The organism is Rhizobacter sp. LjRoot28 (assembly GCF_964253025.1).
Taxonomy (GTDB): domain Bacteria; phylum Pseudomonadota; class Gammaproteobacteria; order Burkholderiales; family Burkholderiaceae_C; genus Rhizobacter.
On the sequence record NZ_CAXUQC020000001.1, the window covers coordinates 2,686,498 to 2,709,333 of the forward strand.

Genomic DNA, 22,836 nt, shown 5'->3' on the forward strand with positions numbered 1-22,836 from the left:
GGCCGCGGCTATCATACCGGCGACAATGGCAGCAACCATCCCGGCAGGGCCGTTCCGGCCGGGTCCGAGGCCGGCCAGGGCGCCTCGCCCGCTTGCCTCACCGCCCTGCCCGTTCTGCTGCACCTTTCGCCCGCGCCCCTCATGCCCTCCCCCGACGACAACGCTCCCGACTACGACGACCCCGGCTACGAGCGGCCCAGCAAGACGCGCCTCAAGCAGGAGTCGCACGCGCTGCAGACGCTCGGCGAGCAGCTCGTCGCCCTTTCCGAAGGCCAGCTCCAGAGCCTGCGCCTGGACGAGCCGCTCCTCGATGCGGTGCAGCAGTACAAGCGCACCCGCTCGCATGAGGGCCGACGCCGGCAGATGCAGTACATCGGCAAGCTGATGCGCCGCGTCGAGGTCGAGCCCATCCGCGAAGCCGTGGCCGCCTTCCAGCTGGGCCACGCGAAGGACTCGCTCGCCCTGCACCAGGCCGAGCGCTGGCGTGCCGAACTCATCGCAAGCGACGACGCGCTCACCCGCTGGACGTCGGAGCACCCGGACACCGACCTGCAGCAGCTGCGCAGCCTGATCCGCGCCGCCCGCAAGGACGCGGCCGCCGAGCCCGAGCAGCGCAGCGGCCGCGCCTACCGCGAGCTGTTCCAGTTCATCAAGACCCACACCGTCTCCGACCAGGAATCCGACGAAGCGCCCGACCATGACGCCGACGAGTGAGCCCACCCCCACCTTCGAGCCGGTGCGCATCGGCCTCGTGTCGGTCAGCGACCGCGCCTCCAGTGGCGTCTACGAGGACAAGGGCATCCCCTCGCTGCAGGCCTGGCTGGCCCACGCTCTGTTCAATCCGGTGGAGTGGGAAACCCGCCTCATCCCGGACGACCAGTTCACCATCAGCGCGGCCCTGTGCGAGCTGGTCGACGTGGCCGGCTGCGACCTCGTCTTCACGACCGGAGGCACCGGGCCCGCGCCGCGCGACGTGACACCCGAGGCGACGCTGGCCGTCGCCCACAAGGTGCTGCCCGGCTTCGGCGAACAGATGCGCCAGATCAGCCTCGCCTTCGTGCCGACCGCCATCCTGTCGCGCCAGACGGCGGTGGTGCGCGGCAAGTCGCTCATCGTGAACCTGCCGGGGCAGCCGAAGTCGATTGCCGAAACGCTCGAGGGCCTGCCGCGCGCCACCCCACCCGTGCCGGGCATCTTCGCCGCCGTGCCGTACTGCGTCGATCTGATCGGCGGTCCGTACCTGGTGACGGATGACACGGTCTGCGCCGCCTTCCGGCCGAAGTCGGCGCGGCGCAGCTGAGCCGGTGGGCGGCCCCGCGGGTTGATGCGGCCTTGAAGCGCTCACGGATCACTGCCATCATGGCCTGGCCTCCCCACCCCTGAAGGAACGCCCCGATGGTCCCGCCTGCCCAGGCCGTCCCGCCCGCCGACACGCCACCTCGCGTGTCCCTGGACGGTTTTCTGGACGCAGTGGAAGACGCCATCGCCGTCGCTTCGGCCGCCCCCCAGCTGCTGCAGCACCTTTGCGAATGTGCCGTCACGCGGGGCGGCTTCGTGTCGGCCTTCATCGTCAGCCCGAACGCCAACGTGGGATGGCTCGCCGTGGAGGCCGCCGCAGGCTTCCAGGCGGCGCGGCTCGGCGAGATCCGCTTCCTGGCCAAGGAGATTCCCGGCGACCCCTGGGGTTGGGTGGCGCGAACCTGGCGCAGCGGTGCAGGCTGCGGGCCGCACGCCGCCACCGCCTGGCCGGCGCTCAAGGCGCACGCCCCCGACGCCACTGGCCTCGCCGTCGCCTTGCGGCGCCACCATGCACCCACGAGCGTGCTCGTGCTGTGGTCGGAGGGCGCCCCGTGCGACGCCGTGCTGCTGGCGCGACTGCAGCGCATGGGCGGGCTGGTGGGCGTCGCGCTCGACAAGTTGCTGCTCGAAGCCGAACGCGCGGCGTCCGGACAGGAGGCACGACAAGCGGAGGAGAAGTACCGCGCCATCCTCGACACCATCGAGGACGCCTACTACGAAGTGGACGTGCGGGGCAAGCCGGTCTACCACAACGCCGCCTTCAACCGCATGCTGGGCTACGAGCCGGGCGAGATGATCACCAGCGACAACCGCGTGCGCCAGACGCCCGACATGGCGGCCCGGGTGTTCAAGGCCTTCAACGAGGTCTACCTCACCGGCGTGTCCCGCCGCAACGAGGAGTGGGAGTACGTCCATCGCAAGGGCCATCGGGTCCAGGTGGAAGGCTCGGTGCAGCTGGTGCGCGATCCGCACGGCCGCCCGGTCGGCTTTCGGGGCATCCTGCGCGACGTCACCGAGCGCCGCCGCATCGAAGCCGAGCTGCGCGAAAGCGAGGCGCGCTTTCGCGCCCTCACCAGCATCTCGTCCGACTGGTACTGGGAGCAGGACGTCTCTCATCGCCTGGTGCGCATGGAGAACCGCCACGCCCGCACCGACGCCTTCCAGCAGACCTTCATCGGCCGCCCGATCTGGGAGAGCCAGGTCAACCTGCACGATGGCAGCAGCTGGGAGGCCTACCGCGCCATGCTGGACGCCCACCAGCCCTTCCGGGAAGTGGTGATGCAGGGCACGCTGCCCAGCGGCAAGACGTTCTACATCAGCGTCAGTGGCGAGCCAATCCGCGATGCGGCCGGCCGCTTCACCGGCTACCGGGGGGTCACGCGGGAGATCACCGCGCAGATGCTCGCCGAGGCCCGCGCCCAGCACATGGCCTCGCACAGCAGCGTCACGGGCCTGCCGAACCGCGCCATGTTCGGACACCTGCTGTCGCTCGCCATCCCCACCGCCCGCCGCTATGCGCGCCAGTTCGCGGTGCTCCACGTGGGCCTGGATCGCTTCCGTGCCATCAATGACAGCCTTGGCCACGCCGCGGGGGACCAGCTCCTCCAGGCCGCCGGCCAGCGCCTGCGCGACACTTTGCGCGCCAGTGATGTGGTCGCCCATGTCGGTGGCGACGAGTTCGTGGTGCTGCTGCAGGAGGTCGAAGACGCGGCGCAGGTGGCGCGCGCGGCCCGCAAGCTGCTGTCGGCCATGCTCACGCCGTTCCCGCTGCTGGGTTTCGAATGCCGCGTGACCGCCAGCATCGGCGGGGCGCTCTACCCTGTCCACGGTGAGGACGAGACCTCGCTCCTGCAGCATGCCGACGCGGCCCTGTACCAGGCCAAGGATGAAGGGCGCAACGTCTTCCAGATCTATGACGACGCCCTCGACAGCCGCTCGCTCGAGCGCCTGGCGCTCGAGGCCCAGTTGCGCGGCGCACTGGAGCGGCAGGAGTTCACCCTGCACTACCAACCCAAGGTCGACCTGCGCCTGGGCCACATCTGCGGCGCCGAGGCGCTGCTGCGATGGCACAACGCCGCCCTCGGCCACGTGCCGCCGGCCACCTTCATTCCGGTGGCCGAGGCCACGGGCCTCATCGTGCCCATCGGCGCCTGGGTGCTGCGCGAAGCCTGCACCCAGGCCATGGCCTGGCAGCGCGACGGTTTGCCCCCGCTTCACGTCGCGGTCAACGTGTCGGCCCGGCAGTTCCATGACCAGCACCTGCTGGAGACCCTGCAATCGGTGCTCGCCGAGACCGGCCTCGCACCGCAGTACCTGGAACTCGAGATCACCGAGGGCATGATCGTCCACGACGTGGAACGGGCCCGGCGCCAGATCGAGGCCATGAAGGCACTGGGCGTGCGCCTGGCCATCGACGACTTCGGCACGGGTTATTCCTCGTTCGGTCAGCTCAAGAACTTCCCCATCGACACCTTGAAGGTCGACCGCTCCTTCGTGCGCGAAGTCGCCAGCCACCCCGACGACCAGGCCATCGCCTCGGCCATCATCTCGCTCGGCAAGATGCTCAACCTGCGGGTGGTGGCCGAGGGCGTCGAGACCGAGGCCCAGCGTGATTTCCTCGTCGCGCGCGACTGCGACGAGATGCAGGGCTACCTCTTCAGCCGGCCCGTGGAACCGGGCGCATTCGCGGCCCTGCTGCAGGCGCACGCCGCCGCGCCGCCGGCCTGACAAGACCGCATCGCGGGCAGCACCGCCCGCACAGGGTAGAGTTCGCCCCCTGAGCCGCGCCGCGGTGTCCGTGTTGTTTCCATGCCCGCTCCCAAGCCCGACTCCCTGCCCGACCCCCGCCATTTCCGCCGTCTTCCCGCGCACGTCACTGCCGAACAGCTGCACCGCATCCGGCAAGCGGCCTACCACCTGCCGCAGGTGGTGACTCCCCTGGATTTCGTGCCCGAGAACACCCCTGACTTCGAGGACCACCTCGACGGCCTGGGCTTCATCGAACTGCAGGAGGTGGTGCCCGGTGCCCGCCCCAGCCGCTGGATCCATCCCGACCTGATCGACGTGGCCATCGCCCAGCTGGATGCGCTTGCAGCCCAGAAGGACAAGCTCAAGGGGAAGGTCATCCGCGCCGTGATCCTCGACCGCACGGCCACGCTGGAGACGCTCGGCATCACGCGGCGCGGCATGGCGTGGGAACGCAACGCGCGCCAGGTGCTGACGGTGCCGACACCCGGCTGGCAGGTGCCGGTGCACTTCCTCGTGCCGCAGGCGGCCGAGCCGGTGTGGGCTTTCTACCGAGACGGCGACAAGGACGCGCTCATCGGCGCCCTGGGCGACCCGCCGGCCTACGAAGACGCCGAGGCGCTCATCGCCCATCTGGAGCAGCTCGCACGCCACGGCGAGGCCCACCGTCCGCACCAGCTGCCCTCGCTGTTGCCCGGCCTGCTCGCCGAATGCGCCAAGCCCCAGCCGCTCGATTCCTTGATCGCCGGCTGCTCGCGCGCCCTCGTGCGCTGGGAGCACCGGGTCAAGGAACTCGACACGCTCGACAGCCTGACCAGCGAACTGGCCTTCCACGGCTACCCCGACACCTTTGCCAAGGCGCGTCGCCTGGGCCGCAAGGTGCGGCTCTTTGTCGGCCCGCCGAACAGCGGCAAGACCCACGCCGCGTTCGAGCGCCTGGCCACGGCCGGCAGCGGCGCGTACCTCGCGCCGCTCCGCCTGCTCGCGCTCGAAGGGCGGGACCGGCTGCAGGGGCGTGGCGTCGCCTGTTCCCTGCTCACCGGAGAGGAAAGCGTGCCCGTCGAAGGCGCGGGGCTGGTGTCGAGCACCATCGAGATGGTCGGCACGAACAAGCTCATCGACGTGGCTGTGATCGACGAAGCGCAGATGATCTTCGACCCGTCGCGCGGCTGGGCCTGGACCCAGGCCATCGTCGCGGTGCCGGCCAAGGAGGTGATCATCATCTGCTCGGCCTACGCGGTGACGGCCATCGAGAACCTCCTGGGCCTGTGCGGTGAGACGAGCGAGGTCATCCGCTTCCAGCGCAAGCAGCATGTGCAGTTGCTGCCCGGGCCGGTTCCCCTGGCCAACCTGAAGAAGGGCGACGCCGTGGTCGCGTTCAGCCGCCGCGACGTGCTGACCATCCGGGACCGCATCGCGGCCGCCAACGGCCTCACCGTGTCGGTCATCTACGGCGCCCTGCCACCGGAAGTGCGCCGCCGCGAGGCGGAACGCTTCGCCACCGGCGAATCGCAGGTGCTGGTGGCGACCGATGCCATCGGCATGGGCCTGAACCTGCCGATCCGTCGGGTGCTGTTCTCCACCATGAACAAGTTCGACGGCCAGGGCGACCGCTCGCTGACCGAGTCCGAGGTGCACCAGATCGCGGGCCGTGCCGGCCGCTACGGGATGCACGAGGAGGGCTTCACCAGCGTGCTGGCCGAGGCCGAGCCGTCGGCCATGAAGATGCTGCGTGAACTGCTGCCGCGCCAGCCGCGCGCCCCGCGCCAGTTCAAGGCGCCCGTCGCACCGAACGGCTGGCACATCGACACCATCTCCTCCCGCCTGGGCAAGACCCGGCTTCGCGAAGTGCTCGGCATCTTCATGGGCCAGCTTCAGCTCGACAACGCGCACTTCGAGGTGGCCGAGCTGGAGCAGATGCTCGAACTCGCCGACCAGCTCGACCGCACCGCGGGCCGCCTCACCCTGCGCGAGCGCTTCACCTACGCGCAGGCCCCGGTCGACACCCGCACCGAATCTCAGGTCGAAGCCTTCCTCGGTTGGGCCCAGGCCCATGCCACCGTCGGTCGCGCGGGTCAGCCCTGGTTCCTCGACAGCGTGGATGAGCACAGCCGCCTCGATCGCATGGAGCAGGCCCTGCGCTCATGCACGCTGTGGCTGTGGCTCGACCTGCGCTTCCCCGGCATCTACGGCCACGTCGACGCGGTGGTGAGCCTGCGCGAGCGACTCAACGACGGCATCGAGCGGCAGCTCAAGGGCAAGAAGCCGTTGGCGTTCACGCGCTCACGGCGCTGAACGGTCGCCGAAAAAGCACGATCCGGGACAACCGCGGGCGCTTGACCCTTGCCGTTCGCTCCAGTGTTGGGTCGCCGAGTTGCACGTGAAGCCCGCTGCTGCATGTCCGCAATATGGGAGACCCGACACCGCGGCGCTCGACCCCACGGCGCTGCGACCCCACGGCGCTGTCACCGCAAAGAAGGTGCAGTGGCGTCAAACGAAACGGCCCCGCGTCAGACGCGAGGCCGGTGTTGCACGAACCCTTGAGTCCCCGCCGCGCCTCGAATGAGGCCGCGGGGACTCGGCGATCAGCGACCGTCGCGGTCGGAGTCGCCCGGGATGGCGCGTTCGACCGAATCGCTCACGCGCTGCCATGCATCGCGCGTGGCGTGCTTGGCGTGTTCCCACTGAAGGCTCGAGCGGCCGCGCGAGGTGTCCCAGTCGCGGCCCAGGTCGTTCTCGACCTCGTCGAAGCGGCGGCCCGGATGGCGGTTGTACGCCTCCGCACCATAGCGATAGGCCGGGCCGTAGTCGTCATAGGTCTGGCCGCTGGCCACGTAGGGACGGCCCGAGTAGTTGTCGCGCCAGTAGGTTTCCTCGACGTCCGGGTCGGCCGCCTTGGCGACGCCACGGCCAGCCATTGCGCCCACGGCCGCACCGGCCACGGCACCCACCACCGCGCCCACCGGCCCGGTCATCCCGCCAATCGCTGCGCCTGCAGCCATGCCACCGGCCACGCCGCCCGCGGCGCCGCCCACGGCAGCCCCCACGCCGGTGGCCGTCTTCTTGGTCTTCTCGTCAATGGTGTGCGAAGTCATGTCTTGCTCCTTGAAAGAAGCCCGCCGGTTGGCGAGCGGTAAAGACAGCTTAGGCACTCCACCCGCCGGCGCACATCGGCCATGTCTGATCACCCTGTCAGGATTCACTGACGCACCAGAGAGCCACTACCTGCTCATTCGGGCGCAACTCGAGGTCAGCGATTGGTGCTTACACACCGCTCCTTTGCGGCACGGCTGCGGCGCGTAGGGGCGGGCATCACCTGCCCGGCGCGCCACCTCAGTCGGTGGAGGGCGGCGCAATGCTGTGGCGTTGTCCGATGCGATGTCTCCGCGGCACCGCCGCGCCGGGTCTCGGCCCGGCAGCCGTAGCACTTTCTTGTCGCGACAAGAAAGTGCTCAAAGAAGCGCCTGAACACCAGCTTCAGCTTATTCGTATCGTTGGTAATGTGAAGGTCTTACGCGCGGTGAACGCCGAGGACCGGAGCATGCCAGGACGTCTCTCCAAATCTGCTTGATCAGAAGCTCTTGTGTTCGGGCGCTCAACTGCCAACAGCGCCCCGCGCCGCATCAGCCGGCCCTCGTGCAAAGGCCGTGACGCCGAGCCCAGCGAAGCGCCCATCAAGCCACACGCGAGTCCGGGTCTCCCGGACGACCCGTGGCGCCCCCTGGGGGCAGGAGTGAAACGACTGCGGGGCCAACATTCCAGCCGGACGACCCGGGGCGCCCCTTGGGGGCAGGAGTGAAACGACTGGGGGGCTCACTTCATTAATTGGTTGAGCCGCTCAGCATCAAAACACTCGGTGGTCTGCGCGTCGGTGGGCAGGCAGTCCTGCTTGACGGGCGAGAGGCGTTCGATGGCGGCCCAGAGCATCGCGATCTGGTGGGCATTGCCGGCGGCGTTGTCGATCAGGCCCTTCATGGCCTGCGAGAGCGGGTCGTCGTTCTGGGTCACGCCGTAGGCGGAGAAGCCCATGCGGGCGGCGGCTTCCTCGCGCTGCGCTTCCACTTCCTTGAGCAGCACGCGGGCGGGGTTGCCGACGGCGGTGGCACCCGCAGGCACCGGCTTGAGGACCACGGCGTTTGACCCAACGCGGGCGCCGTCGCCTACGGTGAAGCCACCGAGCACTTGCGAATTCGCGCCCACGATCACGCCGCGGCCCAGGGTGGGATGCCGTTTGGCGCCCTTGGTGAGCGACGTGCCGCCCAGGGTCACGCCCTGGTAGATGGTGCAGTCGTCGCCGATCTCGGCCGTCTCGCCCACGACGACCCCCATGCCGTGGTCGATGAAGACACGGCGGCCGATGGTGGCACCCGGGTGGATCTCGATGCCGGTGAAGAAGCGACCCAGGTGCGAGATGAAGCGGCCCGCCCAGCGGAAGCCCCGGCGCCAGAAGGCGTTGGCCCAGCGGTGCATGACGATGGCATGCAGGCCGGGATAACAGGTGAGCACCGTCCAGGCAGAGTGCGCGGCGGGGTCGCGCTCCAGGATGCAGGCGATGTCTTCACGAAGGCGCTGGAACATGGATCGTCGGAGAGGGTTCGGCCCCGCAGTGTACCGGCGGGCACCGGGCTGCGCCCCGGTGGGGTCGGCTACGCCGAGGGGGCCATCGCCCGCGCGATGCCCCGCAGGATGTGGACTTCCTCGGTGGTCAACTGGGCGCGGTTGAACAGCTGGTTGAGCCGGGGCATGAGCTTGCGCGGCGCGGTCGGATCGAGGAAGCCCACTTCGGTGAGGGCGCGCTCCCAGTGGGCGAGGAGGCCGGTCACGGCGGCGGCATCGGCCAGCGCCGGATCGACGGTGCGGGCCGCCACCGCGAAACCGCCCAATGCCTGGCGCCAGTCGTAGGCCAGCAGTTGCACCGCCTGGGCGAGGTTCAGCGAGCCGTAGTCCGGGTGCGTCGGGATGCTGAGGCAAGCATGGCAGCGGTAGACGTCCTCGTTGGACATGCCGTATCGCTCGGACCCGAACACGAAGCCCACACGGTGGCCGCCGGCCGCAAGCTCCGGCAGCAACTCTCGGGGCGCCCGCGTCGGCGGACCGAAGTCCCGCGGGGTCATGGCCGTGGCGCAGGCGAAGGTGACGCCGTCCAGCGCCTCGGTGAGCGTGGGCACGATCCGCGCGCGAACCAGGATGTCGGCCGCCCCGCTGGCCATCGCCACCGTCTCCTCCTGCACCAGCACGTCGGGAAACCGGGGCGCCACGAGGACCAGGTCCGAGAAGCCCATCACCTTCATGGCGCGGGCGGTGGACCCCACGTTGCCCGGGTGGCTGGTGTTGACGAGAATGAAGCGGGTGCTGTCCATGGAGGCCTTCGTTCGGCGCGACATTCGCCCGGCAGGACGCCATGGCACGCGCCATTCACAATGACGAAACCCTCATGCCGAGGGTAAACTCGCATTATCCGCACGGCGATACCCTCGCCGCTGCTCGCTCTTTCTTCCTCGCCGGCCTCCCTTCCTCCTTTTGCAGGACCACCCATGTCGCAAACGCTTCACCCGATGCTCAATGTCGCCGTCAAGGCGGCGCGCGCAGCCGGGTCGCTGATCAACCGGGCATCGCTCGACCTGGACCTGCTCAAGGTCAGCACCAAGTCCCCCAACGACTTCGTCACCGAGGTGGACCAGAAGGCCGAGGCCATCATCATCGAGACCCTGCTGGGCGCCTACCCGGGGCACGGCATCCTCGCCGAGGAATCGGGCCGCACGCATGGCGCGCCCCACAGCGAATACGTCTGGATCATCGATCCGCTCGACGGCACCACCAACTTCATCCACGGAATGCCGTACTACGCGGTGTCCATCGCCCTCGCCTACCGCGACCAGATCCAGCAGGCGGTCGTCTACGACCCGACCCGCAACGACCTGTTCTACGCATCGAAGGGGCGTGGCGCCTTCCTGAACGACAAGCGGCTGCGCGTCTCGCGCCGCACCCGCATGTCGGATGCCCTCATTGGCACCGGTTTTCCTTTCCGCAAGGGCGACAACTTCAAGCGCTACATGAAGATGTTCGAGGACGTGATGGTGAGCTGCGCCGGCCTTCGCCGCCCGGGCGCCGCCGCGCTCGACCTCTGCTACGTGGCCGCCGGCAACTACGACGGCTTCTTCGAGACCGGCCTGAACCCATGGGACATCGCCGCCGGCTCGCTGATGATCACGGAAGCCGGCGGCCTCATCGGCAACTTCACGGGCGAAGCGGACTTCATGTACCAGCGCGAGGTGGTGGCCGGCAACCCCAAGGTGTACGGCCAGCTGGTAGGCTTGCTGTCGAAGTACAGCCGCGTCATCAGCGACGACAAGAACACCCTCGGCGTCGAACCGCTGGATGCCGCCGACCAGGCCGCGCAGACCCTGCCTGACTGGAGCCCCGAGGCCGCCCTCGCGAAGGCCGAAGCGGACGCGCAGTCGCCCGAGGCGCGTGCTGCCGCGCTCAAGAAGCGGGCGGTTCGCATCCGCAAGTCCGACGTGACGCCCAACGACGACGCGGGACGCTGAAGGGCAGCGGGGCCAGAAGCAAGCGTGCGCGGCGTCGCCCGACGCCGCGCACCGTACGCGCTGATCATGATGTTGCGTCGAATCGCGCAAGCGATGGCGCACTACGGCCCAAGCTTAATGACGGCCACGTTCTGACCGGGGGACCACTCTTCGACAGGCACTCCACTTGCCGCGCAGCGCAGCACAACGGAGGACGCCATGGCAGTCACACTGCATCCGGTTCGAACGGCTCACCCACTCGACCACGTCCCTGGCTTGCGCCATCTGCGCGAGCAGGCCTGCAGGCGGCACTTCGCCGACAACCGGGACGAGAACCTGTTCCTCGGTGTCTACGAGAGCTTCGAGGCTGCGGCCCGCGACGCGCCGGGCACGCGCCCCCTCGGGTACGACAACGCCGCCTCGGCCGAGCTCTACCTGCCCTGCCTCTACCCCCATGACTACCCGGCGCTCTTCTGGCTGACGCGCTCGCTCGACGAGGGTCTGCGCAGCATCTTCGACCTCGGGGGGCACATCGGCCTCAAGTACTTCGCCTTTCGCCGCGTCCTGCCCTACCCGCACGACCTGCGGTGGACCGTGTGCGACGTGCCCGCGGTGGTCACGCGGGGTCGCGAACTCGCCACCGCCCGCGATCCCGACGGCCACCTGAGCTTCACCACCGATGCGAATGCCGCGAGCGGCCAGGACGTGCTTTACCTGTCCGGCAGCCTGCAATACCTGCCGCAGCAGCTGAGCGAACTGCTGGCCGGCCTGCATGTCCGGCCTCGCCGCATCGTGCTCAACATCACGCCGGTCCATCCCACACAGGGCTACATCACGCTCAACAGCATCGGCACCGCGATCTGTCCCTACCGGGTGATGGCACGTGACGAGTTGCTGCACGAGGCGAGTTCGCTCGGCTACGTGAAGCGCGACGAATGGGAGAACCCCGGCAAGCGCCTGACCCTGCCGCTCACCACCGGGCTGGACCTGGACCACTACACGGGTTTCTGCTTCGACCTGGCGGTGTGATCCTCCGTCCACAGCCCGTCCACCGCGCGCCCCCAGGGCGCCCCCAGCTTGTCCACAGGGTTGCGCACAGCCCGGCCGTTGCAACGGGCTGCGCGGGCGCGCGTGTCCACCGCGTGTCCACCGGCCGCCCACAGCCTGCCCCCGGCTTGTCCCCAGGGTTGCCCACAAGGGCGGACCGCCAAAGCGGCGGAAATGTCGGCGCGATCGCCAGCGGGCGGCCGCCGTGCTGGACAATACGCCGCTTCGCCCACCCACCGCCCCCGCACGGCATGACCGACGCCACCACGCTTCCGGACCTCAGCGCCCACACGCCCATGATGCAGCAGTACCTGCGCATCAAGGCGTCCTTCCCCGAGACGCTCGTGTTCTACCGGATGGGCGATTTCTACGAACTGTTCTTCGAGGATGCGCGCCGGGCGAACCGCCTGCTCGACATCACCCTGACCACGCGCGGCCAGAGCGGCGGCGAGCCGGTGGTGATGGCCGGCGTCCCGGTGCATGCGGTCGAGAACTACCTCGCCAAGCTCATCAAGCTCGGCGAGGCCGTGGCCATCGCGGAACAGGTCGGCGATGTGGCCACCGCCAAGGGCCCGGTCGAACGCAAGGTGGTGCGGGTGGTGACTCCCGGCACGGTGACGGACACCGAACTGCTCGCCGACAAGCGGGACGCCCTGCTGCTGGCCTTGTCACGGCGCAGCCAGCGCGGCGTGGTCACCTATGGCCTCGCCTGGCTCGGGCTGTCGAACGGGCAGCTGGGGCTCACGGAGTGCAGCGAGCGGGAGCTGCCGGGCTGGTTGTCGCGGCTCAATGCCGCAGAAGCGCTGGTCGACCGCGATGCCGTGCCGCCCGCGCTCACGCAAGCGCGGCTCTCGGTGACGCACCGGCCGGCGTGGCAGTTCGACACGACGCTCGGCGAGCGCAAGCTCTGCGAGCAGCTCGGCGTCAGCACGCTGGCCGGCTTCAATGCGCACGACGTGCCGGTGGCGCACGCGGCCGCCGCGGCGCTGTTGAGCTATGCGGAGCACACGCAGGGGCAGGCCCTGGCGCACGTGCGCACCCTGGCCGTCGAGCGGGCGAGCCACCTCATCGACCTGCCGCCCAGCACCCATCGCAATCTCGAGCTGACGCAGACCCTCCGTGGCGAGGATTCGCCCACCCTCCTCTCGCTGATCGACACGTGCCTCACCGGCATGGGCAGCCGCGCCCTGCGGCACTGGCTCACGCACCCCTTGCGCGATCGCACCGTCGCCATGCAGCGGCACGACGCGCTCGAGGTGCTGATGCGCGGCACGCTGGATCCGCTGCGCGAGGCCCTGCGCGGCATCAGCGACGTGGAGCGCATCACCGCCCGCGTGGCGCTGCGCCAGGTGCGCCCGCGCGAGATGGCCGGGTTGCGCGCCACGCTGGAATCCTTGCCCCGCCTGCGCGAGACGGTGCCCGTGGGCAACTCGGTGCTGCTCGATCGGCTGGCGGAGGGCTTGTCGCCTGCGCCCGCGATCGAGGCACTGCTGCGCTCAGCGATCGCCGAAGAACCGGCCGTGCAGCTGCGCGACGGCGGCGTCATCGCTCCCGGCTTCGACGGCGAGCTGGACGAGCTGCGCGGCATCAGCCAGAACTGCGACAGCTTCCTGCTCGAACTCGAAACCCGTGAACGCGCGCGCACCGGCATCCCGAACCTGCGGGTGCAGTTCAACCGGGTGCACGGCTTCTACATCGAGGTCACGCAGGGGCAGGCCGCCAAGGTGCCGGCCGACTACCAGCGCCGCCAGACGCTCAAGAACGCCGAACGCTTCATCACCCCGGAACTCAAGGCGTTCGAGGACAAGGCGCTCTCGGCGCAGGACCGGTCGCTCGCCCGCGAGAAGCTGCTCTACGAACAGGTGATCGACGGCCTGCAGGCCCACATCGAGGCACTGTCAGCCCTGGCCCGCGCCCTCGCCTCGCTCGACGCCCTTGCAGCGCTTGCCGAGCGCGCGGGGACCCTCAACTGGTGCCGCCCGCAGTTCGTGCGCGAACCCTGCATCTCCATCCAGGCCGGCCGTCACCCGGTGGTGGAGGCGCGGCTTCAGGAGACGGGGGGCGGCAATTTCATGGCCAACGACTGCCGGCTCGACGCCACCCGCAAGATGCTCGTCATCACCGGCCCCAACATGGGCGGCAAGAGCACCTTCATGCGCCAGGTGGCGCTGATCGCGCTGCTCGCGGCGATGGGCTCGTTCGTGCCGGCCGCGCAATGCCGCCTGGGGCCGATGGATGCCATCCACACCCGCATCGGCGCGGCCGACGACCTGGCCAACGCCCAGTCCACCTTCATGCTCGAGATGGTCGAAGCCGCGGCCATCATCCACGGCGCCACCGAGCACTCGCTGGTACTCATGGACGAGATCGGCCGCGGCACCTCCACTTTCGACGGCCTGGCGCTGGCGGGCGCCATTGCCAGCCACCTCCACGACCGCAACAAGGCCTTCACCCTCTTCGCGACGCACTACTTCGAGCTGACGGAGTTTCCGCTCAAACATCCGCAGGCGGTGAACGTGCACGTGTCCGCCGCAGAGAACGGGGACGACATCGTCTTCCTCCACGACATCCAGCCCGGGCCGGCCAGCCGCAGCTACGGCGTGCAGGTGGCGCGCCTGGCCGGCATGCCGGCCACCCTCGTCCGCCAAGCCCGCAACACCCTCTCGGCCCTCGAGACGAGCAAGGAGGCCGCGAGCGCCCAGGTCGACCTCTTCGCCGCACCCGCGGCCGTGGCGGCGCCCGAACCGTCCGACGTGGACCGGGCGCTGGCCGGCATCAACCCCGATATGCTCTCCCCGAAGGAAGCGCTCGAAGCGCTGTATCGCCTGAAGAACCTCCAGACGCTGGAAACCGCCCCATGACCTATTGCATCGGCATCAAACTCGACGCGGGCCTGGTGTTCCTGTCCGACTCCCGCACCAACGCGGGCGTGGACCAGATCAGCACCTTCCGCAAGATGATGGTCTACGAGAAGCCTGGCGACCGCTTCATGGTGCTGCTGTCGGCCGGCAACCTGTCGATCTCGCAGTCGGTGCGCGAGATCCTGCAGGTCGAGAAGCTGGACAACGGCAACGAGCCGCCCATCACCATCTGGAACGCCACCAGCATGTTCGACGTGGCGCGCGTGCTGGGCAGCGCCATTCGCCGCATCTACGACCAGGACGCACGGGCCCTGCAGCATGCCGGCATCGACTTCAACGCCTCGCTCATCCTGGGCGGGCAGATCCGCGGCGAGCCGATGCGCATGTTCCTGGTCTATTCGGCCGGCAACTTCATCGAGGCCACGCGCGAGACCTGCTTCTTCCAGATCGGCGAATCGAAGTACGGCAAGCCGGTGCTCGACCGCATGATCAACCCGCACACGCCGCTGGACCAGGCGGCCAAGTGCGCCCTGGTGTCGATGGACTCGACGCTGAAGTCGAACCTGTCGGTCGGACTGCCCCTCGACCTGCTGGTCTACGAGGCCAACACGCTCGCCACCGAGAAGATCGTCTGCATCGACGAACACAACCCGTACTTCGCGATGATCCGGGGCGCCTGGGGCCAGAAGCTGCGCCAGGTGTTCGAGGCGATCGACGAACCGCAGTGGGGTGCAGACGCCGCCACCTACCCGCTGCGCTCCCCCAGCCGCTATGAACCCATGGGCAAGATCCACGGCCCCGGTGACAAGATCGTCTGATGCCCAAGAAGAATCCTTCCCGCGCTCCGGCCGCCGCGGCACCTGCGGCGACGGGCTCACTGCCCCCCATCGTCTTCTCGCACGCCAACAGCTTTCCGGCCGGCACCTACCGCAAGCTCTTCGAGGTCTGGCGGGCGGCAGGCCATGAGGTGCATGCCGTCGAGAAGTACGGCCACGACCCGAAGTACCCGGTCAGCAACCACTGGCCGCGCCTGCGCGACCAGCTCATCCATTTCGCCGAGAAGGAAGTCGGGCGCCCGGCCTACTTCGTCGGCCATTCCCTGGGCGGCTTCCTGAGCGTGCTCGCCGCCGCCCGCCGCCCCGACCTGGCCTGTGGCGTCGTGCTGCTCGACTCGCCCATCATCGGCGGGCTGGTGGGCACCATGGTGCAGTTCGCCAAGTCGACCGGCTTCGGCGCCCGCTTCTCGCCGGGCCACGTGTCACAGCGCCGTCGGCATCACTGGCCGACGGTCGAGGCGGCGCATCACCATTTCGCCAGCAAGGACGCCTTCGCCCGCTGGGACCCGGACGTGCTGAAGGACTACATCGCCTGCGGCATCGAGCCCGCGCCGCCGTCGATGGAGCGCGGTCACACCCTGGCGTTCCGGCGCGAGGTCGAGACGGACATCTACAACACGCTGCCGCACGACATCCCCCGCTTCCTGCGTTCACACCCGCTGCAGTGCCCGCTCGCCTTCATCGGTGGCACGCGTTCCACGGAGGTGCGCCAGGTCGGCATGCTGGCGACCGAGCGCATCGCGCACGGCCGGGTATCCTGGATCGACGGCACCCACCTCTACCCCTTCGAGCGGCCCGACGAGACGTCCGCCGAGGTGCTGCGCTGGCTATCCCTGTTCGAGGCCCCAGCCGCCTCCTGACCACGCCTATAATCGCGCTTTACCACCAGGGCATTCGTCGAATCGATGCCAGAAGCAATGACCAAGTTCGTCTTTGTCACCGGCGGTGTGGTGTCCTCGCTGGGCAAGGGCATCGCGGCTGCATCTCTCGCGGCGATCCTCGAGTCTCGCGGCCTCAAGGTCACCCTCCTCAAGCTGGACCCGTACCTCAACGTCGACCCCGGCACGATGTCGCCGTTCCAGCACGGTGAGGTGTTCGTCACCGACGACGGCGCCGAGACCGACCTCGACCTCGGCCACTACGAGCGCTTCATCACCACCCGGATGAAGAAGGCCAACAACTTCACGACCGGCCAGATCTACAAGAGCGTGCTCGAGAAAGAGCGCCGCGGCGACTACCTCGGCAAGACCGTCCAGGTCATCCCGCACGTCACCAACGAGATCCAGGACTTCGTCAAGCGCGGCGCCGGTCTCGGCGGCGACAACGAGGTCGACGTCGCCATCGTCGAGGTCGGCGGCACCGTGGGCGACATCGAGAGCCTGCCCTTCCTCGAAGCGGCGCGCCAGATGAGCCTGCGCATGGGCCCGAACAACACGGCCTTCGTCCACCTCACCTACGTGCCGTGGATCGCCGCGGCGGGCGAGCTCAAGACCAAGCCGACCCAGCACACCGCCCAGAAACTCCGCGAGATCGGCATCCAGGCCGACGTGCTGCTGTGCCGTGCCGACCGCCGCATCCCCGACGAAGAGCGCAGCAAGATCTCGCTCTTCACGAACGTGCCCGAATGGGGCGTGATCTCGATGTGGGACGTGGACACCATCTACAAGGTGCCCCGCATGCTGCACGAGCAGGGGCTGGACGGCCTCATCTGCGACAAGCTGCGCATCAACACGCCGCCGGCCAACCTGAAGCGCTGGGACGCCCTCGTCAACGAGGTCGAGAACCCCAAGCAGCGCGTCAGCATCGCCATGTGCGGCAAGTACACCGACCTGTCCGACTCCTACAAGTCGCTCAACGAGGCGCTGCGCCACGCCGGCATCCACAACCACGCCAAGGTCGACATCGACTACGTCGACTCCGAGACGCTCACGCCGGACAACATCAAGCAGCTCGCCCGCTTCGATGCCATCCTCGTGCCCGGCGGCTTCGGCAAGCGCGGCGTGGAAGGCAAGATCCTGGCCGCCCAGTTCGCCCGCGAGCACAAGATTCCCTACCTGGGCATCTGCCTCGGCATGCAGGTGGCCACCATCGAGTACGCCCGCCACATGGCCGGGCTCGACGGCGCCAACAGCACCGAGTTCGAGGCCGACGCCAAGCACCCGGTCATCGCCCTGATCGATGAATGGCAGGACGCCGACGGCTCCATCCAGAAGCGCACCGCCCAGTCCGACCTCGGCGGCACGATGCGCCTCGGCGCCCAGAGCTCCGACGTCAAGCTCGGCACCCTGGCCCACGAGATCTACGGCGACGTGGTGACCGAGCGCCACCGCCACCGCTACGAAGCCAACGTGAACTACCTCGACCGCCTGGCCGAGGCCGGCCTCGTCATCTCGGCCCTCACCCAGCGTGAGCGCCTGACCGAGATCGTCGAGCTGCCGCGCACGGTGCACCCGTGGTACATGGGCGTGCAGTTCCACCCGGAGTTCAAGTCCACTCCGTGGGACGGCCACCCGCTGTTCAACTCCTACATCTCCGCGGCCCTGTCGCACCAGGCCGACCGCCTGGCCGGCACCGCGGCAGCCCAGGCGGCCGCATGAGCGCCGCCTTCACCCGCAACGAAAGCGAGGTCGCGGCATGAAACTCTGCGGATTCGATGTCGGCATCGACAAGCCCTTCTTCCTGCTCGCCGGCCCCTGCGTGGTCGAGTCCGAGCAGCTCCAGCTCGACGTGGCCGGCACGCTGAAGGAAATCACCTCGGCGCTCGGCATCCCGTTCATCTTCAAGAGCAGTTACGACAAGGCCAACCGCTCGTCGGGCTCGACCTTCCGTGGCCCGGGCATGGAAAAGGGCCTGGAGATCCTCGCCAAGGTGCGCCGCGAGCTGAACGTGCCCGTCATCACCGACGTGCACTCGGAGGCCGAGGTGCCGGCCGTGGCCGCGGTGGTCGACGTGCTGCAGACGCCCGCCTTCCTGTGCCGCCAGACCGATTTCATCCGCGCCGTCGCCCAGAGCGGCAAGCCGGTGAACATCAAGAAGGGCCAGTTCCTCGCCCCCGGCGACATGAAGAACGTCATCGACAAGGCCCGTGCCGCCGCGCGCGAGAAGGGCCTGCCCGAAGACAACTTCCTCGCCTGCGAGCGCGGCGTGAGCTTCGGCTACAACAACCTCGTGAGCGACATGCGCTCGCTGGCCATCATGCGCGAGACCGGCGCCCCGGTGGTGTTCGACGCCACCCATTCGGTGCAGCTGCCCGGCGGCCAGGGCACGAGCTCCGGCGGCCAGCGCGAGTTCGTGCCGGTGCTGTCACGCGCGGCCGTGGCCGTGGGGATCTCGGGCCTCTTCATGGAGACCCACCCCGACCCGGCCAAGGCGATGAGCGACGGCCCGAACGCCGTGCCGCTCAAGCACATGCGCGCGCTGCTCGAGCAGCTCGTGGCGCTCGACCGCGTGATCAAGCAGCAGCCCCTGCTCGAGAACGACTTCTCCTGCTGAGCGGGTGGTGACCCCATCCGCCCAGTGTCCGCCCCGTTTGCAAAACTAGACCAAGGAACCCCGAATGAGTGCGATTGTTGACATTGTCGGCCGTGAGATCCTCGACAGCCGTGGCAACCCGACCGTCGAGTGCGATGTGCTGCTCGAGTCCGGTGTCATGGGCCGTGCCGCCGTGCCCTCGGGCGCTTCCACCGGTTCGCGCGAGGCCATCGAGCTGCGCGACGGCGACAAGGGTCGCTACCTCGGCAAGGGCGTCCTGCGCGCCGTCGAACACGTCAACACCGAGATCAGCGAAGCCGTGCTCGGCCTCGACGCCTCGGAGCAGGCCTTTCTCGACCGCACCCTGATCGACCTGGACGGCACCGAGAACAAGAGCCGCCTGGGCGCCAACGCGACGCTCGCCGTCTCGATGGCCGTGGCCCGTGCCGCAGCGGAAGAAAGCGGCCTGCCGCTGTACCGCTACTTCGGCGGCTCCGGCGCCATGCAGCTGCCCGTGCCGATGATGAACGTCATCAACGGCGGCGCCCACGCCAACAACAACCTCGACCTGCAGGAGCTGATGATCATCCCCGTGGGAGCCCCGAGCTTCCGCGAGGCGATGCGCTACGGCGCCGAGGTGTTCCACGCCCTCAAGAAGATCATCCACGACAAGGGCATGAGCACCGCCGTCGGTGACGAGGGCGGCTTCGCCCCCAGCATCGCCAGCCACGAGGCCGCCATCCAGCTGATCCTGGAAGCCATCGACAAGGCCGGCTACACCGCCGGCGAGCAGATCGCCATCGGCCTCGACTGCGCCGCCAGCGAGTTCTACAAGGACGGCAAGTACGTGCTGCACGGCGAGGGCCTGACCCTGTCGGCTGGCGAATGGACCGACATCCTCGCCACCTGGGTCGACAAGTACCCGATCATCAGCATCGAAGACGGCATGCACGAGGGCGACTGGGACGGCTGGAAGCACCTGACCGAGCGCCTGGGCCAGAAGGTCCAGCTGGTGGGCGACGACCTGTTCGTCACCAACACCAAGATCCTGCGTGAAGGCATCGACAAGCGCATCGCCAACTCGATCCTCATCAAGATCAACCAGATCGGCACGCTGACCGAGACCTTCTCGGCCATCGAGATGGCCAAGCGCAACAACTACACGGCCGTCATCAGCCACCGCTCGGGTGAGACCGAAGACTCGACCATCGCGGACATCGCCGTCGGCACCAACGCCGGCCAGATCAAGACCGGCTCCATGAGCCGCTCCGACCGCATGGCCAAGTACAACCAGCTGCTGCGCATCGAGGAAGACCTGGGCGACATCGCCACCTACCCCGGCCGCGCTGCGTTCTACAACCTGCGCTGATCGTCGAGGGCTCCCGCGTCGTGCGCTTCGTCACCCTGGCACTGCTGGCCTTGCTGGCCTTCGTGCATGCCGAACTCTGGTTCGGCAAGGGCGGCGTGCCGCGCGTGATGGAGCTGCAGGCGAAGTTGTCGGCCCAGGAGGCCGACAACGACGCCGCCAAGTCCCGCAACGAGCGCCTGGGCGCGGAAGTGCGCGACTTCAAGGAAGGCCTGGAGATGGTCGAAGAGAAGGCGCGCTTCGAGTTGGGCATGGTCAAGCCGGACGAGATCTACGTCCAGGTGACGACCCCCAAGCCCTGAAGCCCGTCGCCCTCGTCGCACCGCTTTTCGATGGACACCTTGCTGCAGGCCCTGCAGCCCCTTTTCGCGACGGCGTTTTCGCCGTGGGGGGCGCCCGTCAGTTGGCTCGAGCTCGCGGGCTGCGTGCTCGCCATCGCGATGGTGGTGTTGAACATGCGCGTCAACCCCGCCGCGTGGCCCCTGGCCATCATCAGCTCGCTGATGTTCTTCGCGCTGTTCTGGAACAGCCGCCTCTACGGCGAGGCCGGCCTGCAGATCGTCTTCGTAGTGGTGGCCGGCTGGGGCTGGTGGCAATGGCTGCGCGGCCACGCCGAGAACGGCGAAGCCCTCGAGGTGCGGCACCTGCGGCCGGCAAGCCGGCTGAAGGTCCTGCTCACCCTGGCCGTCGCCTGGCCCCTCATCGCCCTCTTCCTCGACCACGTCACCGACACCGACGTGCCGTGGTGGGACGCCTTCCCGACCGCCGCGAGCCTCGTCGGCCAATGGCTGCTCGGCCGCAAGTACGTGGAGAACTGGCCCACGTGGGTGGCGGTCAACGTGGTGAGCGTGGGACTCTTCGCCTACAAGGGCCTGTGGTTCACCACGGCGCTCTACCTCGTGTTCGTCGCGATGTCCTTCTCGGGCTGGCGCGCCTGGCAACGGCTCGCCACCGTTCGCTGACGACGATGGCGCTGACCGTCGCGCTGCTGGGCGCCGAGAGCACCGGCAAGACCACGCTGGCTCACCGGCTGGGCGAGGTGCTGGCCGCCGAAGGCCACCGTGTGGCGGTGGTGGCCGAGTACCTCCGTGAGTTCTGCGACACCCGGGGCCGCACGCCGCGCCCCGACGAACAGGCGGGCATCGCCGCCGAACAGACCCGCCGCATCGCCGAGGCAGCGCAGGACCACGACGTCGTCATCGCCGACACGACGGCCCTGATGATTGCCGTCTACAGCGATCACCTCTTCGACGACGACTCGCTCTACGCGGCCGCCTTGCACGCGCAGCGAGGCTATGGCCTCACCTTGCTCACGGCGCTCGACCTGCCCTGGGAGCCCGACGGCCTGCAGCGCGACGGCCCCCATGTGCGTGAACCGGTGATGCGTCGGGTGCGCGCCGCGCTGGCGCGCGGGGCCGTGTCGTACGCCATCGTGGCGGGGCAAGGCGATGCACGGCTGGCCTCGGCACTCACCGCGGTGCGTCACGCGCTGGAGTGCCCCGACCCCGCCTACGAAGGCCGCGTCAACCCGCGCTGGCAATGGGCCTGCGACCGCTGCAGCGACGGCGACTGCGAACGCCATCTGCGCCTGCCGCGAGGCTGACCTCACCGCGCCTCACTTTCCGGCAGCGGCCTTTCGTCCGGGCATTGCGGCCCGGCGTTCGGGGCCCGACGCCGCGGGCCTGCGGGTCGATCGGGCGCCGGCCGTCCCGGCACCCTGCCGGCTGCGTCCTGACGACACGGGTTCCGGCCGCGCCAGCTCGTCCACGGGTTCGGTCGATGCCTGCATCTCTTCCCTGAGCCAGGCAAGGAACCGCGCGCGGCGCGGATCGGCATCGAAGGGGACCGGCGAGAGCAGCACATAGGCCGAGCCGTCCGGTACGAAACCCAGCGGCGCCACGAGACGGCCGTCGCGCAGGTCGTCGTGCACCATGTAGGCCGAACCGAGTGCCACACCCAGCCCGGCACCGGCCGCCTGGAGGCTCAGGTAGAAGTGCTCGAACTGGCTGCTGCCCGCCGCGCGCATCGGGCGTCCCGAGACGTCCGCCCAACGCGGCCATGCACTCGGACGCGTCCGCGCGTGCAGCAGGGGCACCGCCTGGCCGTCTCGCACGGCCTGGGCCAGGGCAGGCACGCACACCGGCCCCATGCGCTCCTCGGCCACCTGCTCGGCGTGGCAGTGCTCTCCCCAGTGGAAATCGTTGCGGCGCAGCGCGACGTCGACCCGGTCGCGCGCGAAGTCCACCTTGCCACCGGCCGTGAGCAGGTGGACCTGGTGCGCCGGGTGCCGCTGGCGCAGGCGCGCCAGGCGCGGGATGAGCCAGCGCATCGCGATCGTCGGCTCGCACGACACGACGAGCGGCGACGACTCCTCCGGCGCGCGCAGCGCGCGCATCGCCTCGGCCAGCGTTCCCATGGCCGCGGTGCAGGCCTCCAGCAGGCGCGCCGCCTGCGGCGTGCGAAAGACCGCGCGGTTGCGTCGCTCGAAGAGCGTCACGCCGAGGGCGGTCTCCAGTTGCTTCACCTGGCGGCTCACGGCGCCATGGGTGACGTGCAGCTCCTCGGCCGCCTGGACGAAGCTCTCCAGGCGTGCCGCAGCCTCGAACACCCGCAGGGTGTTCAAGGGAGGCACGCGGCCGTCGAACGGTGACTTTTTCTCACGCATGCGCGACAGGATAAATCGA

General features: G+C 68.9%; 19 protein-coding genes. 15 read left to right on the top strand and 4 right to left on the bottom strand.

What is annotated here, in order from left to right:
• Nucleotides 1–141: 141 nt before the first annotated feature.
• From yjgA to ACSQ2F_RS12290, 4 genes are all read left to right on the top strand, one after another.
• On the top strand, nucleotides 142–714 hold the full coding sequence (gene yjgA / locus ACSQ2F_RS12275) for a ribosome biogenesis factor YjgA (protein ID WP_436023137.1): 573 nt from the start codon (nucleotides 142–144) through the stop codon (nucleotides 712–714).
• Complete coding sequence (gene mog, locus ACSQ2F_RS12280; protein ID WP_436023139.1) at nucleotides 698–1,300, top strand: molybdopterin adenylyltransferase; 603 nt, start codon at nucleotides 698–700, stop codon at nucleotides 1,298–1,300. The genes yjgA and mog overlap by 17 nt, the downstream gene beginning before the upstream one ends.
• A 95-nt stretch (nucleotides 1,301–1,395) precedes the next feature.
• Nucleotides 1,396–4,026, top strand: a complete 2,631-nt coding sequence (locus tag ACSQ2F_RS12285) for a putative bifunctional diguanylate cyclase/phosphodiesterase (protein WP_436023141.1) — start codon at nucleotides 1,396–1,398, stop codon at nucleotides 4,024–4,026.
• Nucleotides 4,027–4,107: 81 nt separating this feature from the next.
• On the top strand, nucleotides 4,108–6,339 hold the full coding sequence (locus ACSQ2F_RS12290; RefSeq protein WP_436023143.1) for a helicase-related protein: 2,232 nt from the start codon (nucleotides 4,108–4,110) through the stop codon (nucleotides 6,337–6,339).
• A 290-nt stretch (nucleotides 6,340–6,629) separates the two neighbouring features.
• Here ACSQ2F_RS12290 and ACSQ2F_RS12295 read toward each other — a convergent pair whose 3' ends face one another.
• The 3 genes from ACSQ2F_RS12295 to ACSQ2F_RS12305 all read right to left on the bottom strand — a co-directional run bounded on the left by ACSQ2F_RS12295 (nucleotide 6,630) and on the right by ACSQ2F_RS12305 (nucleotide 9,404).
• Nucleotides 6,630–7,139 (bottom strand): hypothetical protein, encoded by a 510-nt coding sequence (locus ACSQ2F_RS12295; protein WP_436023145.1) that lies wholly within the window; start codon nucleotides 7,137–7,139, stop codon nucleotides 6,630–6,632.
• A gap of 718 nt (nucleotides 7,140–7,857) precedes the next feature.
• Entirely contained in the window at nucleotides 7,858–8,622 is a 765-nt protein-coding gene (gene cysE, locus ACSQ2F_RS12300; RefSeq protein WP_436023147.1) for a serine O-acetyltransferase, read from the bottom strand.
• A 68-nt stretch (nucleotides 8,623–8,690) separates the two neighbouring features.
• On the bottom strand, nucleotides 8,691–9,404 hold the full coding sequence (locus tag ACSQ2F_RS12305; RefSeq protein ID WP_436023149.1) for an RNA methyltransferase: 714 nt from the start codon (nucleotides 9,402–9,404) through the stop codon (nucleotides 8,691–8,693).
• A 174-nt stretch (nucleotides 9,405–9,578) separates the two neighbouring features.
• On the opposite strand from ACSQ2F_RS12305, the gene ACSQ2F_RS12310 reads away from it, so the two are divergent.
• From ACSQ2F_RS12310 to ACSQ2F_RS12360, 11 genes are all read left to right on the top strand, one after another.
• Nucleotides 9,579–10,592 carry an inositol monophosphatase family protein gene (locus ACSQ2F_RS12310; RefSeq protein WP_436023151.1) on the top strand — a complete coding sequence of 338 codons (1,014 nt, stop codon included), beginning with the start codon at nucleotides 9,579–9,581 and terminating at the stop codon, nucleotides 10,590–10,592.
• A 198-nt stretch (nucleotides 10,593–10,790) separates the two neighbouring features.
• Nucleotides 10,791–11,600, top strand: coding sequence for a TIGR04325 family methyltransferase (locus ACSQ2F_RS12315; RefSeq protein WP_436023153.1), 810 nt, complete (start codon nucleotides 10,791–10,793; stop codon nucleotides 11,598–11,600).
• A 269-nt stretch (nucleotides 11,601–11,869) separates the two neighbouring features.
• Nucleotides 11,870–14,479, top strand: coding sequence for a DNA mismatch repair protein MutS (gene mutS / locus ACSQ2F_RS12320; RefSeq protein WP_436023155.1), 2,610 nt, complete (start codon nucleotides 11,870–11,872; stop codon nucleotides 14,477–14,479).
• On the top strand, nucleotides 14,476–15,297 hold the full coding sequence (locus ACSQ2F_RS12325; RefSeq protein WP_436023157.1) for a peptidase: 822 nt from the start codon (nucleotides 14,476–14,478) through the stop codon (nucleotides 15,295–15,297). Before mutS ends, ACSQ2F_RS12325 begins: the two co-directional genes overlap by 4 nt.
• Nucleotides 15,297–16,175: an alpha/beta fold hydrolase gene (locus ACSQ2F_RS12330; protein ID WP_436023159.1), complete on the top strand. Its 879-nt coding sequence runs from the start codon at nucleotides 15,297–15,299 to the stop codon at nucleotides 16,173–16,175. Before ACSQ2F_RS12325 ends, ACSQ2F_RS12330 begins: the two co-directional genes overlap by 1 nt.
• Nucleotides 16,176–16,232: 57 nt before the next feature.
• Nucleotides 16,233–17,912, top strand: a complete 1,680-nt coding sequence (locus tag ACSQ2F_RS12335) for a CTP synthase (protein WP_436023161.1) — start codon at nucleotides 16,233–16,235, stop codon at nucleotides 17,910–17,912.
• Between the two features lie 37 nt (nucleotides 17,913–17,949).
• The gene (gene kdsA, locus ACSQ2F_RS12340) at nucleotides 17,950–18,807 is read left to right on the top strand and encodes a 3-deoxy-8-phosphooctulonate synthase (protein ID WP_436023163.1); all 858 of its coding nucleotides are present in this window, start codon (nucleotides 17,950–17,952) and stop codon (nucleotides 18,805–18,807) included.
• Nucleotides 18,808–18,871: 64 nt separating this feature from the next.
• Nucleotides 18,872–20,155 carry a phosphopyruvate hydratase gene (gene eno / locus ACSQ2F_RS12345; RefSeq protein ID WP_436023165.1) on the top strand — a complete coding sequence of 428 codons (1,284 nt, stop codon included), beginning with the start codon at nucleotides 18,872–18,874 and terminating at the stop codon, nucleotides 20,153–20,155.
• Between the two features lie 20 nt (nucleotides 20,156–20,175).
• Nucleotides 20,176–20,454 carry a cell division protein FtsB gene (gene ftsB, locus ACSQ2F_RS12350; RefSeq protein ID WP_436023167.1) on the top strand — a complete coding sequence of 93 codons (279 nt, stop codon included), beginning with the start codon at nucleotides 20,176–20,178 and terminating at the stop codon, nucleotides 20,452–20,454.
• A gap of 30 nt (nucleotides 20,455–20,484) precedes the next feature.
• Nucleotides 20,485–21,114 carry a nicotinamide riboside transporter PnuC gene (gene pnuC / locus ACSQ2F_RS12355; protein WP_436023169.1) on the top strand — a complete coding sequence of 210 codons (630 nt, stop codon included), beginning with the start codon at nucleotides 20,485–20,487 and terminating at the stop codon, nucleotides 21,112–21,114.
• A gap of 5 nt (nucleotides 21,115–21,119) precedes the next feature.
• Nucleotides 21,120–21,755, top strand: a complete 636-nt coding sequence (locus ACSQ2F_RS12360) for an AAA family ATPase (protein WP_436023171.1) — start codon at nucleotides 21,120–21,122, stop codon at nucleotides 21,753–21,755.
• 12 nt (nucleotides 21,756–21,767) lie between these two features.
• On the opposite strand, the gene ACSQ2F_RS12365 is transcribed toward ACSQ2F_RS12360, so the two are convergent.
• A complete protein-coding gene (locus ACSQ2F_RS12365; RefSeq protein ID WP_436023173.1) occupies nucleotides 21,768–22,817 on the bottom strand; it encodes a LysR substrate-binding domain-containing protein in 1,050 nt (349 codons plus the stop codon).
• Between the last annotated feature and the right edge of the window lie 19 nt (nucleotides 22,818–22,836).

Excerpts from the sequence above, each read along its gene's own strand:
- ACSQ2F_RS12325 (WP_436023157.1), top strand. The coding sequence starts at position 14,476 with ATGACCTATTGCATCGGCATCAAACTCGACGCGGGCCTGGTGTTCCTG.
- ACSQ2F_RS12305 (WP_436023149.1), bottom strand. The coding sequence starts at position 9,404 with ATGGACAGCACCCGCTTCATTCTCGTCAACACCAGCCACCCGGGCAAC.
- ACSQ2F_RS12330 (WP_436023159.1), top strand. The coding sequence starts at position 15,297 with ATGCCCAAGAAGAATCCTTCCCGCGCTCCGGCCGCCGCGGCACCTGCG.
- ACSQ2F_RS12285 (WP_436023141.1), top strand. The coding sequence starts at position 1,396 with ATGGTCCCGCCTGCCCAGGCCGTCCCGCCCGCCGACACGCCACCTCGC.
- mutS (WP_436023155.1), top strand. The coding sequence starts at position 11,870 with ATGACCGACGCCACCACGCTTCCGGACCTCAGCGCCCACACGCCCATG.
- pnuC (WP_436023169.1), top strand. The coding sequence starts at position 20,485 with ATGGACACCTTGCTGCAGGCCCTGCAGCCCCTTTTCGCGACGGCGTTT.
- eno (WP_436023165.1), top strand. The coding sequence starts at position 18,872 with ATGAGTGCGATTGTTGACATTGTCGGCCGTGAGATCCTCGACAGCCGT.
- ACSQ2F_RS12315 (WP_436023153.1), top strand. The coding sequence starts at position 10,791 with ATGGCAGTCACACTGCATCCGGTTCGAACGGCTCACCCACTCGACCAC.
- yjgA (WP_436023137.1), top strand. The coding sequence starts at position 142 with ATGCCCTCCCCCGACGACAACGCTCCCGACTACGACGACCCCGGCTAC.
- ACSQ2F_RS12295 (WP_436023145.1), bottom strand. The coding sequence starts at position 7,139 with ATGACTTCGCACACCATTGACGAGAAGACCAAGAAGACGGCCACCGGC.
- ACSQ2F_RS12310 (WP_436023151.1), top strand. The coding sequence starts at position 9,579 with ATGTCGCAAACGCTTCACCCGATGCTCAATGTCGCCGTCAAGGCGGCG.
- ACSQ2F_RS12365 (WP_436023173.1), bottom strand. The coding sequence starts at position 22,817 with ATGCGTGAGAAAAAGTCACCGTTCGACGGCCGCGTGCCTCCCTTGAAC.
- cysE (WP_436023147.1), bottom strand. The coding sequence starts at position 8,622 with ATGTTCCAGCGCCTTCGTGAAGACATCGCCTGCATCCTGGAGCGCGAC.
- ACSQ2F_RS12360 (WP_436023171.1), top strand. The coding sequence starts at position 21,120 with ATGGCGCTGACCGTCGCGCTGCTGGGCGCCGAGAGCACCGGCAAGACC.
- ACSQ2F_RS12290 (WP_436023143.1), top strand. The coding sequence starts at position 4,108 with ATGCCCGCTCCCAAGCCCGACTCCCTGCCCGACCCCCGCCATTTCCGC.
- kdsA (WP_436023163.1), top strand. The coding sequence starts at position 17,950 with ATGAAACTCTGCGGATTCGATGTCGGCATCGACAAGCCCTTCTTCCTG.
- ACSQ2F_RS12335 (WP_436023161.1), top strand. The coding sequence starts at position 16,233 with ATGACCAAGTTCGTCTTTGTCACCGGCGGTGTGGTGTCCTCGCTGGGC.
- mog (WP_436023139.1), top strand. The coding sequence starts at position 698 with ATGACGCCGACGAGTGAGCCCACCCCCACCTTCGAGCCGGTGCGCATC.